Source organism: Prevotella sp. C0026C3 (assembly GCF_056590795.1).
Map to the genome: position 1 here is coordinate 142017 of NZ_JBWPWW010000001.1, position 14295 is coordinate 156311.

Below are 14295 nucleotides of genomic sequence, written 5' to 3' on the forward strand. Positions count from 1 at the left end.
GTATATGACACAAGATTTATATGTAGCAGGCGGTTGTTTTTGGGGAGCCGAACACTTCTTTAAACAGATAGAAGGTGTCATCGACACCGAAGTTGGATTTGCCAATGGCGACAAGACCATCGTCAACCCATCGTACAAAGAGGTATATACCGACTCAACAGGCTACGCCGAAGCCGTGCACATCGTCTATAATCCTGAAGTAGTAAGTCTCGAATTCCTCACGCTGATGTTCTTTGCGGCCATCGATCCGGTCAGCGTAAACCAACAAGGACACGACGTCGGCACACGTTATCGTACCGGAATCTACTACACCAAGGCCGAAGAACTACCGGTGATACGTAAGGTCTACGACGACATCCAAGCCAAATACGACGAACCGCTTGCCGTAGAAGTGGAGCCACTACAGATGTTTTATAAGGCAGAGGAATACCATCAAGATTACCTAGACAAAAATCCGCAAGGCTATTGTCACCTGCCTATCGAACTATTCGAGTTTGCCCGACAGGCCAAGATGAAACGATAAAGATAGATAAAAGCAAAAAGACATGTTATGAGTCCATTCATAACATGTCTTTTTTTGATACCTACAATGCCGCAAACAAGCACCCCAAATAGGGTGTCATAAACGCCGATACCACCAAAGCAAGCAGTATCAAGAGACCGGTATACTCTATCAACTGCAGATAAGGACAACTCCTACAACCGTCTTCTCGCATCATCCAGCGATAAAGCTTATAGCATACGAGGGCTACAGAGATACCCAGTACACCACCCAAAAGTATATCTCCGGGGTAATGCACACCTAGATAGATACGGCTATAAGACAGAAGTGTGGCCCAAGCAAACATAAACAACGTGAGCTTACGTCGTCTGAAGAACAACATCGTAAGCATAGCCAACATATAAGTATTGGTGGCATGACTCGACGGAGTACCATAATGCCCACCTCGATAATCATTGATAATATGCACCAAGTGGCAAATAACACTGTCGTCTTGAGCCGGACGAGGACGCGCTATCCACGGTCTAACCAACTGTACACAGAGATAATCAGTCAGCGCAAAGGCTATCAAAAACACACTTATCACCCCGATGAGCTTGCGCCAATCGCTTTTGAAGTGAAGCGCATTGGCCACAACAATGGCTATATACATCGGTACCCACACCCAACGGTTGGATATTTGCCACATCAGCGTGTCGAAGAAGCTGTTGTGGAAACCATTGAAAAACAGGAACACAGTCTGGTCCAAGCTATTAATTTGCTGTAATATGGTTGTCATGGTCAACGTTTTGAGAGGTCATCGTAAAGTTTTTGAAGGTAGGCCTTGCCCAACTTCAACGTATAATCGGTATGTTTGCCGCGCTTCTGCACGGTTGTTTTTGTATCAAGATCGTACATCACAGAGTCGGTAGACGTAATCATACCCAATGCATTAGGCACCGTGAAATACCCAAAATGTGGTGCTCTGCTGTCCATCATGTCTTTACTGAAAGTAAACTGATGGTGCGGCATACCCAATTGCGACAGGAGTGTAGCCGCAATATCTATCTGCGAGCCGATAATATCAATACGGTGCGACTCCTTCACTGCCCCACCTACCATGATGAGCGGAATATGATAACGCGCGAAATCATAGTTGCTAATATCTTCCGGATAGCATCCCAGATGGTCGGGAACAAGCACGATGAGCGTATTATCCCACTGTTTAGAACGGCGCAAGCGCTCTACAAACTTGCCCAAACAATCGTCCGCATAAGCAAAAGCATTCAATACCTTGTTGCTTAAACGATGATAAGGCACATCATAAGGCTCATGACTGCTGCTTGTCTGAATCACCTTCAAGAAAGGTTTACCGCGATATTGTTCTATATCTTTAGCCGCACGGTCGAACACATAACCATCTGGAACACCCCATTTGCTCAACCTTAGATTCACAGGAAAGTCAACATCGGCCACTATTTTCTCAAATCCGGCCGTAGTCAAAAACGACCGCATGTTGGTAAAATCTGCATCACCACCATAATAATATTGCAAGTCGTACCCCTCATTGCTCAATTCTCGCGGCAACGAAGGTAATGTTTCCACTTTCTCAGTGTACTTCATGATACTCATCGTGGGCTGAGCCGGATAGCCGGCCAAGATAGAAACGAGTCCGCGATCGGTACGGAAACTATTGGCATAGAATCGAGTAAAGAGCACACCTTCGCGTGCCAAGCGATCCATATTGACCGCCACTCGCGGCAAACCACCCAACTCTTGCATGATTTGAGCAGAGAAACTCTCTAGCACAACAATCACAATATTGGGACGATGCACGCGTAGCAACTGCGTCTCTTCTCCTTTATTACTGCGGTCACCGGTCTTTACAAGCTGACTAAACAGGCTGTCAGCCTCGGTGGCATCCATCAATCGGTATTGGTCGGAAAGCTTCGTCGCCCCATCAATCCATGAACGTAACAGACTGAAACAAGGATTTACGGCAGCATGATTCAGTCGCTGATTCTGACTATAATACACATTTCCCAAATTCATGGTCGATGTTGTGACGCCTCCACGTATCGGGATAATGAGCAATCCCATCAATACTAAGGTCATCACTACGGTCTGTATACGCTCACGAACTTTTGTTGTAGTCGTAGGAAGTGGCAACAGGCAACGCACAGCAATACTATAAATACCCAACGACAATAACAACCAAACTACCACACCCAGCACGATGAAGCCTGCACCGACACTTGCCATGGCGTCCGAAGGCGACGAGTAGAAATAAAACAAAGGTGTCGTGTCGAGTCTGAATCCCCAATAGCTATAGAGCACCGCATCCACTATGAATATCATAGCGAGCAGCAATGCCACCACAGCATAGTACGTCTTGGCAATACGACGAAGCACATCGCCACCGCCAAAAGGCGCAACGAGTGCAAGAAGTGCAGGTACTATTGATAGTTAACCACTCACAGAGAAGTCCATCGGGAGTCCATGCCACATTACAGCCACATAGTCTTTCAATGTTGCTTCAACATAGATGGCGTGGTTATAAAGCATGAAAAAAGGCTTCATCAGCATTGCCAACACAGCAAAACCTATGAAATTTCCAAGTATGAACGTAGCCATACCCATAGCACACTTCAATCTATGCTCCCTCATTTCGTGTCTTTAATGTTTAAATTTGAGTCTAATTACCTACTATTATATTAGGCTGCAAAAATATAAAATAAGTCTAACAATCAGGCAGATAAGAGTTTAAAATTAACTAACATTCTTATTTTCAGACATCTAACGTTCTTTTGGGCGAATACAATACACCTCTACAATTTGCTATAACTCCTCACTTGTCACTCCTAACTCCTCACTCTTCATTTGCTGTAACGTCTCTTCAGCATCGCTGCACAGCCCATTCAGCATTACTGCCGAGCCGAAGCAGCAAGACTGCCAAGCCACTGCAGCAATTTGAGTTAGTAAGTTTATGAATCTACAAGTTATGATATAAAACATGGAAAGTATTAATATTGCAAAGCGGCCATCGCACATAATTACAGCCTAAAAGATAGTGTCATCCCACTTTTATGTTTATCTTTGCATAAAATAGGCTGCATTCGACAATCACAAATAAGAAAAAACGATATGAAAACAGAAGGTTACAAGGTGAAACAATACGATGGTCCGGTAAAGCGATATTGCCAAACAATGGATCTACGCGACAATCCTGAACTCATCAAATGCTATCGCGAAGCCCACGACCGTGAGCATTTCCGCCAACAAATAGAAGACGGAATCAAACAAGTTGGCATTCTAGAGATGGAGTTATACATCGTTGGTACACGCGTATTCATGATAGTTGAGACACCGGTAGACTTCGATTGGGACGATGCCATGGCTCGTCTTGCTACCCTACCCGGCCAACAAGACTGGGAAGACTATGTGTCGCAATTTCAACAGTGTGCCACCGGTAGCACCTCAGACGAAAAATGGAAGATGATGGAACGTATGTTCTACCTATATTAATCACTCTTAACAACAACTCTACCCTATTGACATGATGAGACAAATCATACAACACTTCACCGACGACGACCTCTATAAGTTTACCATGTGCTGTGCCGTTATTGACAATTTCCCACGTGCACAGGTGAAATATCAGTTCGTAGACCGCAACAATACCGTCTATCCGGAGGGCTTTGCCGACCTTGTAGCCGAGCAAATCAAGATGCTCGAAAACCTCGTTATCACCGATGAAGAGATTCATTTCATGCAGCGTGAATGCTACTATATACCCCATTGGTTCTATCGCTACCTACGTGGTTTCCGCTTCAAACACCAATGGACACGCGTCTGGCAAGACGAAAACCGGCACTTACATATAGAGTTTGAGGGCAGTTGGTCGGATACTATTCTGCTCGAAGTAAAAGTATTGGCCATCGTGTCCGAACTATATTATATGGTGACAGGACAGGAAGCCAAACTCAACTACGAGGAATATTACAAGAAATCGTACGCCAAAGCCGAGCGACTTTTGACTGCCGGCTGTGTCTATAGCGACTTCGGTACGCGCCGTCGAGCATCGTTCGAGGCTGAAGATACGGTAGTAAGAGCCATGAAAGATTGCTATACTTCGCGCCAATGGCCGGGTAGATTCGTCGGAACCAGTAATGTCTATTTGGCCATGAAGCACGGTCTGACACCCGTGGGAACGATGGCTCATGAGTTTGTTTGCGCCATCGGAGGTATGTATGGTCCCCAAATGGCTAACCATATTGCCATGAACTCGTGGCGCAACACATTCCGTGGGGCATTGGGAACCTACCTCTACGACAGCTTCGGGTGGAACATTTTCAGCCTCAACTTCTCTGAAGACTTCGCCAATTTGTTCAAAGGTCTGCGCATAGATAGCGGAGACAACCGACAAGAATTAGCTAAGATTATCGGTAAATACCGCTCGCTGGGCATTGATCCGCGTACCAAACAGGTGGTATTCAGCAATGCGTTGAACACCGACCAAGCCATCGAAGTACAACAATATGCCAAAGACTATTGCCAACCTTCATTCGGTATAGGTACTCACTTCACCAATGACTTCGAGGAAATAGAACCGATGAATATCGTCATCAAGTTGGTAGCAGCCAAGATTACAGAGTCGTGGGACTTCTATAACGACACTTGTAAGCTGAGCGAAGACAATGGCAAACACACAGGAAAGCCCGAAGTCATCAAGCGATTCTTAGACGTTCTGCACATGCAAGACTAACAATGAGTTCTCTAAACGATGCAATGAATAGGAATCAACAGATTATTCGGACAAGTCTTATCGGCATTTTGTCCAACGTACTGTTGGCCTCTTTCAAGGCCGTGGTAGGATTCTTGGCAGGCTCCATTGCTATCGTGATGGACGCAGTCAACAACCTGAGCGACGTATTCTCGTCGGTCGTGACCATCATCAGCACCCGATATTCAGCCCGACCGGCCGACCGTAAGCATCCCTTTGGGCATGGACGAATAGAATATCTCAGCGCCATTGTGATTGCGGTATTCGTGATTGCTGCCGGTATTACATCGCTCATAGAGTCCGGAAAGAAGGTTTTACACCCCACAACTCCCGAATATACCACCGTCACATTGACGGTTATCATCACAGCTATCGTCGTAAAGCTCATCCTCGGACGATATGTTAAAAGCACGGGAGAGCGACTCCAATCAGACGCTCTCATCGCTAGTGGAGCCGATGCAACCTTTGATGCCGTCGTCACCTTGGGTACTTTGGTATCGGCTGTCATCATGCTTGTATGGCATTTTTCCATTGATGGTATCCTCGGTGTGCTCATCTCACTGCTCATTATCAAGGCCGGTATTGAGATGTTGGCCTCTCCCGTGAATCAGATTTTGGGTACACGCATCTCTCAAGAGCTTATTACTAACATCAAAGACGAAGTAAAAACATTCGATGGAGTGTGCGGAGTGTTCGACGTTATCATGCATACCTACGGGCCGGATACCATCATTGGGTCGCTCCATATCAGCGTATTAGACACCACTTCGGCCATAGAGATACACAAACTCACCCATCGTATCAGCCACAGACTGATGGAGAAATTCGGCATCATCGCCACTATAGGCATCTATGCCATCAACTCCGGCGATAACTTAACAACTCAATTGCAACAACAAGTGATGGAGATGACTGCCGAATGTCCCGATATTTGTCAGGCACATGGATTCTTCTTGGACACAGAAACACGCACCATCTCACTCGATATCATACCCGAAGACGGGGTAAAAGAAAAAGAGGGACTTCTCAAACGATACTTGAAAAACCTGCAAGAAACCTTTCCCGACTACCATTTCAGCATCATTATAGACAATAACTATAGCGATTAAGCAGCCCCGATTCATGCCTTTTTGACACACAATTATGCCAAAAAGGCACGAACTTTAATAAGGCATGGGGTTTGACTTCTCCTTTACTGAATGAATAAAACATTGAATTAATCAAGGAAAGGAGACACGATATGGATTTCAACAAGTTTACTATCAAAGCCCAAGAGGCCGTGCAAGAAGCTGCAAACATAGCTCAAAGCAGCGGCCAACAGGCTATAGAGCCGGTTCATTTGCTTCAAGGCATCATGAACAAAAGCAAAGATGTGACCAATTTTATATTCCAAAAGCTAGCCATCAACACACAGTTGATAGAGCAGGCGGTACAACAAGAGATTCAACACTTACCTAAAGTACAGGGCGGACAGCCTTACGTGAGCAACGAAACAAATGCCGTATTACAAAAAACGCAAGATTATAGCACGAAATTAGGAGACGAATTCGTATCTATCGAACCTATGCTGTTGGCATTATTGAGCGTCAATTCCACTGCTAGCAGAATTCTAAAAGATGCCGGTTGCACCGAGAACGGCGTGCTACAAGCCATCAACGAACTGCGCCAAGGCAAAAAAGTAGACAACCAAAGCGGCGATGAGAACTATCAAGCATTGCAGAAATACGCTAAAAACTTGGTCGAAGATGCACGTCAAGGCAAGCTCGATCCGGTCATAGGACGCGATGACGAGATTCGTCGAGTGCTGCAAATCCTGTCTCGAAGAACCAAAAACAACCCGATATTAATAGGAGAACCGGGTACCGGTAAGACCGCCATCGTGGAAGGTTTGGCCGAACGTATCGTACGAGGTGATGTTCCTGAGAACCTCAAAAACAAGCAATTATACTCTCTCGACATGGGAGCTCTAGTAGCAGGAGCCAAATATAAGGGCGAGTTTGAGGAACGATTGAAAGGTGTTATCAAGGAAGTGACCAACGCAGACGGTGAGATTATCCTCTTCATCGACGAGATACACACGCTCGTTGGAGCCGGTGGTGGCGAGGGTGCTATGGATGCTGCCAACATATTAAAGCCTGCATTGGCTCGTGGCGAACTCCGTGCTATCGGTGCAACTACACTCAATGAGTACCAAAAATACTTTGAAAAAGACAAGGCATTAGAGCGCCGTTTCCAGACAGTAATGGTGGATGAACCCGACGAACTAGACGCTATCAGCATCTTACGTGGCCTAAAGGAACGGTACGAAAACCACCATAAAGTGCGCATACAAGACGATGCTTGCATCGCAGCGGTGCAACTTTCGGAGCGCTATATATCCGACCGTTTCTTGCCGGATAAGGCTATCGACCTCATGGACGAGGCTGCCGCCAAGCTTAGAATGGAGCGCGACTCGGTGCCGGAAGAGCTCGATGAGATTACTCGTAGGTTGAAACAGCTTGAAATAGAACGCGAAGCTATCAAGCGAGAGAACGATACCGACAAGATAGCACAACTCGATAAAGAGATTGCCGAACTCCAAGAAGAGGAACATCAATACCGAGCTAAATGGGAATCGGAGAAAGGATTGGTCAACAAGATACAGCAAGATAAGCAGGAAATGGAAAGCCTCAAGTTTGAAGCAGAGCGTGCCGAACGAGAAGGAAACTACGAGAGAGTGGCCGAAATACGTTACGGCAAGCTCCAAGCATTGCAGGATGACATCGACAATATACAGCAACAATTGAGGGCAACTCAAGGCGGCGAGGGCATGATAAGGGAAGAAGTGACGGCCGACGACATCGCGGAAGTGGTGAGCAGATGGACAGGTATCCCCGTCACACGAATGCTTCAAAGCGAGCGCGAGAAGCTTCTTCATTTGGAAGAGGAACTGCATAAGCGTGTCATCGGGCAAGAAGAAGCCATCCAAGCGGTAAGCGATGCGGTGCGAAGAAGTCGCGCCGGACTGCAAGATCCAAAGCGTCCGATAGCCTCTTTCATCTTTATGGGCACCACAGGTGTAGGAAAAACCGAATTGGCCAAGGCGCTCGCTGAGTATCTCTTCAATGATGAGAACATGATGACTCGTATAGATATGAGTGAATATCAGGAGAAATTCAGCGTCTCCAGACTCATCGGCGCACCTCCGGGATACGTGGGTTACGACGAAGGAGGGCAACTAACGGAGGCTGTAAGACGCAAACCGTACAGCGTGGTACTGTTCGATGAGATTGAGAAAGCACATCCCGACGTCTTCAATATCTTGTTGCAAGTGTTGGACGACGGCCGATTGACCGACAACAAAGGGCGCACAGTGAACTTCAAAAACACTATCATCATCATGACATCCAACCTCGGCAGTCAGTACATCCAGCAACAAATGCAGGATATGAACGTCTACAATAGGGATGAAAAGATGAATGAAATGCGCCACCAAGTGTTGGAAATGCTGAAACAGAGCATTCGTCCGGAGTTCTTAAACCGTATCGATGAAACCATCATGTTCCTGCCTTTGACACAAGAAGAGATTGGAAAGGTGGTCACACTACAAATGAAACACGTGCGCAAAATGCTCGAACAACAGGGCTTCAGCATCGAGTGGACACCTAAAGCCATCAATTTCTTGGCCACGGAAGGCTACGAACCGGAGTTCGGAGCACGTCCGGTAAAGCGTGCCATACAGCGTTTTGTGCTTAACGATTTAAGCAAACAGCTCCTATCAGAGAACGTATTACGCGACAAGCCCATCATCATCGATGCCGACAACAATGGGCTTGTGTTCAGAAACTAATAAAGATTAGACTTTCATGGGGAAAGGTTCATCATGGTTTGATGAACTTTTTCCCATTTTTAATGTATATTTCCGAAGGCATACTACTTTCATCTCGTCCCATATAATAGCCTGAAATAAGGCATTATTATGTATTGAATAGAATATCAGATATAAGGTTTTGCCCAGTCAAAGCATTACCGCCACTTCACTGCAAAGCCTATAGAAAGCTTTCATAGCGTTGCCATAGATGAATGTCTGTTGCAAAAATACGTTATTTCTCATACAATCCAATGGTCTTCTTATATAAATATGTTACTTTTGTAGCATATTAACCCTATTTCGTTAACATTCATGCAAGAAGAACAAATCAAAGAGGTAGAGCCCATGGAACTACCTGAGAACGCATTCAGAGAATTGAAAGAAGGTGAGGAATACAAGCCTATTATGAGTCCGGAACGCAACTATCCGGAAGTAAACGGATGGTCGGTGACGTGGGGAATCGTCATGGCGATGCTGTTTTCTGCCGCTGCTGCCTATCTGGGATTAAAGGTCGGGCAAGTCTTCGAAGCCGCTATCCCTATCGCCATCATTGCCGTTGGTGCTTCGACAGCAGCCAAACGTAAAAACGCACTAGGCGAGAACGTTATCATACAGAGTATCGGTGCTTGTTCAGGAGCAGTGGTGGCAGGTGCCATCTTCACCTTACCGGCCATCTATATTCTGCAAGCTAAGTATGGCGATGCGATGACAGCATCGTTCTTTAAGATATTTATGAGCTCGGCATTGGGCGGTATCATCGGTATATTGTTCCTCATTCCGTTCCGCAAATACTTTGTGAGCGATATGCACGGCAAGTATCCTTTCCCCGAAGCTACGGCCACCACACAAGTGTTAGTGAGCGGTGCGAAGGGCGGAAATCAAGCAAAACCGTTGCTTATATCGGGACTTGTAGGTGGTCTCTACGACTTCATCGTGGCCACAATGGGCTGGTGGAACGAGAATTTTACGTCGCGTGTCGTCGGTCTCGGAGAACTATTGGCCGATAAAGCCAAACTTGTTTTCAAAATCAATACGGGTGCTGCTGTAGTCGGACTGGGCTACATCGTGGGCTTAAAATATGCTTTGATTATCTGTTTAGGGTCGCTATCGGTATGGTGGCTCATCGTTCCGGGCATGTCAATCCTATTCCACGACCAAGTATTAAACATGTGGGATCCCTCCATTCAGGCAACAGTGGGTAGCATGTCTGCCGAAGAAATCTTCTCAGCCTACGGCAAGAGCATCGGCATCGGAGGCATTGCCATGGCCGGAATTATCGGTATTATCAAGAGTTGGGGCATCATTAAAGGTGCTACTTCGCTTGCTGCCAAGGAACTAAAAGGTGGTGATGAGGCCGCAACAGCACAGAAACGCACACAACGCGACATTTCTTTTAAGATTATAGCTGTGGGTAGTATCGTCACCATTTTGGCTACATTCATCTTCTTCTGGACCGGTGTGATGAGCGGAAATCTACCCTATGCCGTTGTCGGAATCCTACTGATAACGCTCATTGCATTCCTCTTTACCACCGTGGCAGCCAATGCTATCGCCATCGTAGGTAGCAACCCAGTATCGGGAATGACCTTGATGACGCTGATATTAGCTTCTGTGGTGATGGTGGCTGTGGGCTTAAATGGCCCCGGAGGCATGTTGGCTGCCCTCATCATGGGTGGAGTTGTGTGCACAGCTTTATCTATGGCAGGTTCGTTTATCACCGACTTGAAGATTGGATATTGGCTCGGTACGACACCTAAAAAGCAAGAGAGTTGGAAATTCCTTGGTACTTTGGTGAGCGCAGCTACCGTAGGTGGCGTCATGATGTTGCTCAACGAGACCTATGGATTCACCTCCGGACAGTTGGCAGCACCGCAAGCTAACGCTATGGCAGCGGTCATCGATCCGCTCATGAACGGCGTCGGTGCACCTTGGGTACTTTATGCTATCGGTGCAGCTATCGCTATTATACTCGACCGTTGTAAAGTTCCGGCCTTGGCATTCGCCCTCGGTATGTTCATTCCTTTGCAGTTAAACACACCTCTACTAGTCGGTGGAGCCATCAATTGGTTTGTCACTTCGCGCAGCAAAGACGCTCAGGTGAATAAAGAACGTGGTGAGAAAGGAACGCTGATTGCCAGTGGTTTCATTGCCGGAGGAGCCTTAATGGGTGTGGTAAGTGCACTTCTGCGCTTCGGTGGAATCAATCTTGTAAACGAAGCATGGCTTGCTAATCCGCTCTCAGAGCTTTGTTCGCTTGCCGCTTACGTACTTTTGATACTCTATTTCATCAAGGCTACAAAGAAATAGAAGTCCCTCTCAAGCCCTCCCCATCAAGGGGGAGGGTTGGGGTTGGGCTTACATCAAACCACCTCAATAGCGGTGTCATGAAACGAGTGAGTCTACGTGGCTGCGCTACACCGTGATAATCAAGGCGCGAAACACTCTGCATCACGATGACACGCTTCTTAGCTCGCGTCATGGCAACATAAAATTTACGAGCGTCCTCAGCCATTTGTTGAGGATTGTTACGACTGAAATAACTCGGATAACGGTCTTCCACTGCATCAAAGATAATCACGTTATCAAACTCCAAACCTTTTGCTTTGTGCACTGTTGTCACAAAAATACGGTCTTCTATAGCCTGACTGCTGCATAAATCGGCTTCTTTCAACGTGTTCATCGTGGTGAGATGATTAGCCAATTGTTCTACCAATGCCCCTCCACTCTCTTTGTTTATCAAGTCATGAGAGAGGTAACGAACGATGTAATCGAGCGAACGAACCGGCTCGATTACCTTATCTTGTTTCAACACACCATATATATAAAGCAATTCATCGACCAATGCGGGGCGATCACCCTGCATCTCTCGTCTATACAAACGGGCTTGCGTATGCGCATAAATAGGCCCATAGACGCGACGCAACACCTCTACTCGCGACGCAACTCGCTTTTGCTGCATCAGCTTTTGCTGCCCTTCTACCATCTCTTTTGCTTGCTGATAACAATAATTTACGACGCTAACAGTAGCTTCAACATCCGCATCGGCCAAGTGAGAGTTCTCCCCTTCCAAGTGTAGAACAGCCAACAGATACTTCAACTTATACTCCTTCAACCCGGGAACAAGTAATCGTGCCAACTTCAACGAGTCGAAATAAAGCGGATGAAGACTGCCTAAATCAACATCGGGTAGGTATCGTTGCAAGTTATAAGTGAGGATATGATAATCGTATTCGGCATTATGAGCAAGCAAAACGGCATCACCTACATAATCAAGAAACTGTCTTAAAGCCTCTGGAGGAGACAAAAGTTCATGATGACGAAGCTCTTCCAAGATGGGATTTTTAATATCCCCAAGCATTTCGGGAATTGGTCTGGCAGTCTGAATGAACAGCGATAACCGACTTCCCTCTACCACCTTGCCACCTCTCAGCTTCACAGCTGCAATCTGAACAATGTCGTCTTCAAACACATCAAGGCCAGTTGTTTCGGTATCAAATACCACGATTTCACATTCATCGTACGTCTCCACAAACTTCTGAACATACGAAGAGCCGGGGAAAAGCAGGAAATCGGAGGGCAACATAGCATGGTTTAGCAACGTACGAACGAAGTTTCGAGCAGCCGTATTGGTCTCAAACACGTGCAAACCTTTCAATATTCGCGCCCAAGAAATAAAGTTATGCTCACACGAAATCAGATTGAAATGAGCGAAAAGGAGTTTTACTACGGGTGAAGAAAAGAGGTCTTCGCCCGATACTTTAAAGTGGTTGACCATACGAGACCGCAATGCTTGGCTGATAGCATCGGCATCCCGATTTGAACTAACGATGATGGCTGCATTCTCATCGGGATAATCCAGCATGAGTTGCTCGGCTATCTGAGCAGCATCCAAACACTCTGATTCGATGTTTTCCGATTGAAATAACTGCAGTTCATTGCCCAGTCTGGCCGGTTCATAATCTGTTGTCGGCAGTAAAGCAGGGTCAATCTTCAACACTTCTTCGGCGTAAATATTGAATACATCAAGCAAGTAACGGGGCGAACGATGGTTCATCTGCAAGCGATGTAGATGGTCTTTACACCGCTTTTTCAGCACTTCAAGGGTCGACATCTTAGCTCCCATGAACGAGAAAATGGCCTGTTGTTCGTCTCCGAGGTACACTACCGTGGGATTACAAGGCGCTGTCAAAGCATCAATAATGGCTAATTGGAGTGCATTCAAGTCCTGTACTTCGTCCACTTGAATCCACCGATACACCCTTCTTTCATCTTCCTTGGCATGTCGCAGATGCTCGTATGTGAGCAACAACAAGTCTTCAAAGTCCACCAACTTATTCTCCGTACGGTACACATCGAACAGTCTTGCCGTACGCATCTTTATCAATAAGTGGTTCACTATTTGCTGCTCGCCCATGTCGTAAGCCTCACTTCGAGCCTCATCCAAATAGAAATCGGCATTCATATAAAAGTCTTCAACTGTCCGAGCACTCAGTTCCAAATGCTGATGTCGGCATATTATCCGCATTGCCTCGACATCATCGGGCGATAAACATTCAGGATGAAGACGCAAAGTACGCGGATGTTCATGTGTCAACTGGTACATGAAATGCGACAACTGCATCACTTCCATGTAAGCACGATGGCGCCGTGGTGCAGCAGCTACCTCATATTCGTCCTCGTTTAAGATGTTAGCCAAAATACTGATGGTATCTTCTTCGTCGATAATCGAAGCCTCGGCCGGTATCAAAGCATGCTCAAAGAGATATTTGGAACAAAACCGATGCACGTTTCCCACAAAGACTTCGTCTACTCCCTCATCTGCTATTTGCCCATGAATACGCTCCATCATGCCGCGGGCAGCACGATTGGTGAAGGTCAAACAAAGCATACCGGCATAGTCAACTCCCAAAGAATGCGCCACGCGAATGCGCTCGGTGAGTATCTGTGTCTTACCACATCCGGGCGGAGCCAGCACCAAATGATAGCCTTCTTGGGCTTCTACAACCTCTTGTTGGCTTGAATCGAGGGTGAAACCGCGCCCCTTTGAACTTTCCAAAGGCGTACCATCTCCCACTCTTTCATCCTTACTTATCTTTGCATTCATGCTATTTACGTTTCCACAAATATACTAAAAAAATATCTTGATTACAATAGCAATGTTTCACTATCTATATTTTGAGT

The 14295-nt window shown here is 46.3% G+C and carries 8 protein-coding genes and 1 pseudogene; 6 read left to right on the plus strand and 3 right to left on the minus strand.

Annotated elements, in window-relative coordinates; genetic code table 11:
* Window positions 1-4: 4 nt before the first annotated feature.
* Window positions 5-523 carry a peptide-methionine (S)-S-oxide reductase MsrA gene (msrA, locus tag AC1EK4_RS00580; RefSeq protein ID WP_036897394.1) on the plus strand — a complete coding sequence of 173 codons (519 nt, stop codon included), beginning with the start codon at window positions 5-7 and terminating at the stop codon, window positions 521-523.
* Window positions 524-584: 61 nt separating this feature from the next.
* Here the strand turns inward: msrA and AC1EK4_RS00585 are convergent, their stop codons facing one another.
* Window positions 585-1280: a phosphatase PAP2 family protein gene (locus tag AC1EK4_RS00585; protein ID WP_480356605.1), complete on the minus strand. Its 696-nt coding sequence runs from the start codon at window positions 1278-1280 to the stop codon at window positions 585-587.
* A 2-nt stretch (window positions 1281-1282) separates the two neighbouring features.
* Window positions 1283-3046 (minus strand): annotated as a pseudogene (locus tag AC1EK4_RS00590) (LTA synthase family protein).
* A gap of 579 nt (window positions 3047-3625) precedes the next feature.
* Between AC1EK4_RS00590 and AC1EK4_RS00595 the strand changes: the two are divergent.
* From AC1EK4_RS00595 to AC1EK4_RS00615, 5 genes are all read left to right on the plus strand, one after another.
* Window positions 3626-4006, plus strand: coding sequence for an L-rhamnose mutarotase (locus tag AC1EK4_RS00595; protein ID WP_036899276.1), 381 nt, complete (start codon window positions 3626-3628; stop codon window positions 4004-4006).
* Window positions 4007-4040: 34 nt separating this feature from the next.
* Window positions 4041-5246: a nicotinate phosphoribosyltransferase gene (gene pncB, locus AC1EK4_RS00600; protein WP_036899323.1), complete on the plus strand. Its 1206-nt coding sequence runs from the start codon at window positions 4041-4043 to the stop codon at window positions 5244-5246.
* A gap of 23 nt (window positions 5247-5269) precedes the next feature.
* Entirely contained in the window at window positions 5270-6373 is a 1104-nt protein-coding gene (locus AC1EK4_RS00605; RefSeq protein ID WP_480356607.1) for a cation diffusion facilitator family transporter, read from the plus strand.
* 131 nt (window positions 6374-6504) lie between these two features.
* Entirely contained in the window at window positions 6505-9093 is a 2589-nt protein-coding gene (gene clpB, locus AC1EK4_RS00610) for an ATP-dependent chaperone ClpB (protein ID WP_480356609.1), read from the plus strand.
* Window positions 9094-9426: 333 nt separating this feature from the next.
* Window positions 9427-11421 (plus strand): OPT family oligopeptide transporter, encoded by a 1995-nt coding sequence (locus tag AC1EK4_RS00615; RefSeq protein ID WP_036899280.1) that lies wholly within the window; start codon window positions 9427-9429, stop codon window positions 11419-11421.
* Here AC1EK4_RS00615 and AC1EK4_RS00620 read toward each other — a convergent pair.
* Complete coding sequence (locus AC1EK4_RS00620; protein ID WP_480356611.1) at window positions 11408-14218, minus strand: 3'-5' exonuclease; 2811 nt, start codon at window positions 14216-14218, stop codon at window positions 11408-11410. The two genes, AC1EK4_RS00615 and AC1EK4_RS00620, sit on opposite strands and share 14 nt — an antisense overlap.
* Window positions 14219-14295 lie beyond the last annotated feature (77 nt).

Coding starts and splice junctions, on each gene's coding strand:
- AC1EK4_RS00595 (WP_036899276.1), top strand. CDS start 3,626: ATGAAAACAGAAGGTTACAAGGTGAAACAATACGATGGTCCGGTAAAG.
- AC1EK4_RS00620 (WP_480356611.1), bottom strand. CDS start 14,218: ATGAATGCAAAGATAAGTAAGGATGAAAGAGTGGGAGATGGTACGCCT.
- msrA (WP_036897394.1), top strand. CDS start 5: ATGACACAAGATTTATATGTAGCAGGCGGTTGTTTTTGGGGAGCCGAA.
- AC1EK4_RS00605 (WP_480356607.1), top strand. CDS start 5,270: ATGAATAGGAATCAACAGATTATTCGGACAAGTCTTATCGGCATTTTG.
- AC1EK4_RS00615 (WP_036899280.1), top strand. CDS start 9,427: ATGCAAGAAGAACAAATCAAAGAGGTAGAGCCCATGGAACTACCTGAG.
- pncB (WP_036899323.1), top strand. CDS start 4,041: ATGAGACAAATCATACAACACTTCACCGACGACGACCTCTATAAGTTT.
- clpB (WP_480356609.1), top strand. CDS start 6,505: ATGGATTTCAACAAGTTTACTATCAAAGCCCAAGAGGCCGTGCAAGAA.
- AC1EK4_RS00585 (WP_480356605.1), bottom strand. CDS start 1,280: ATGACAACCATATTACAGCAAATTAATAGCTTGGACCAGACTGTGTTC.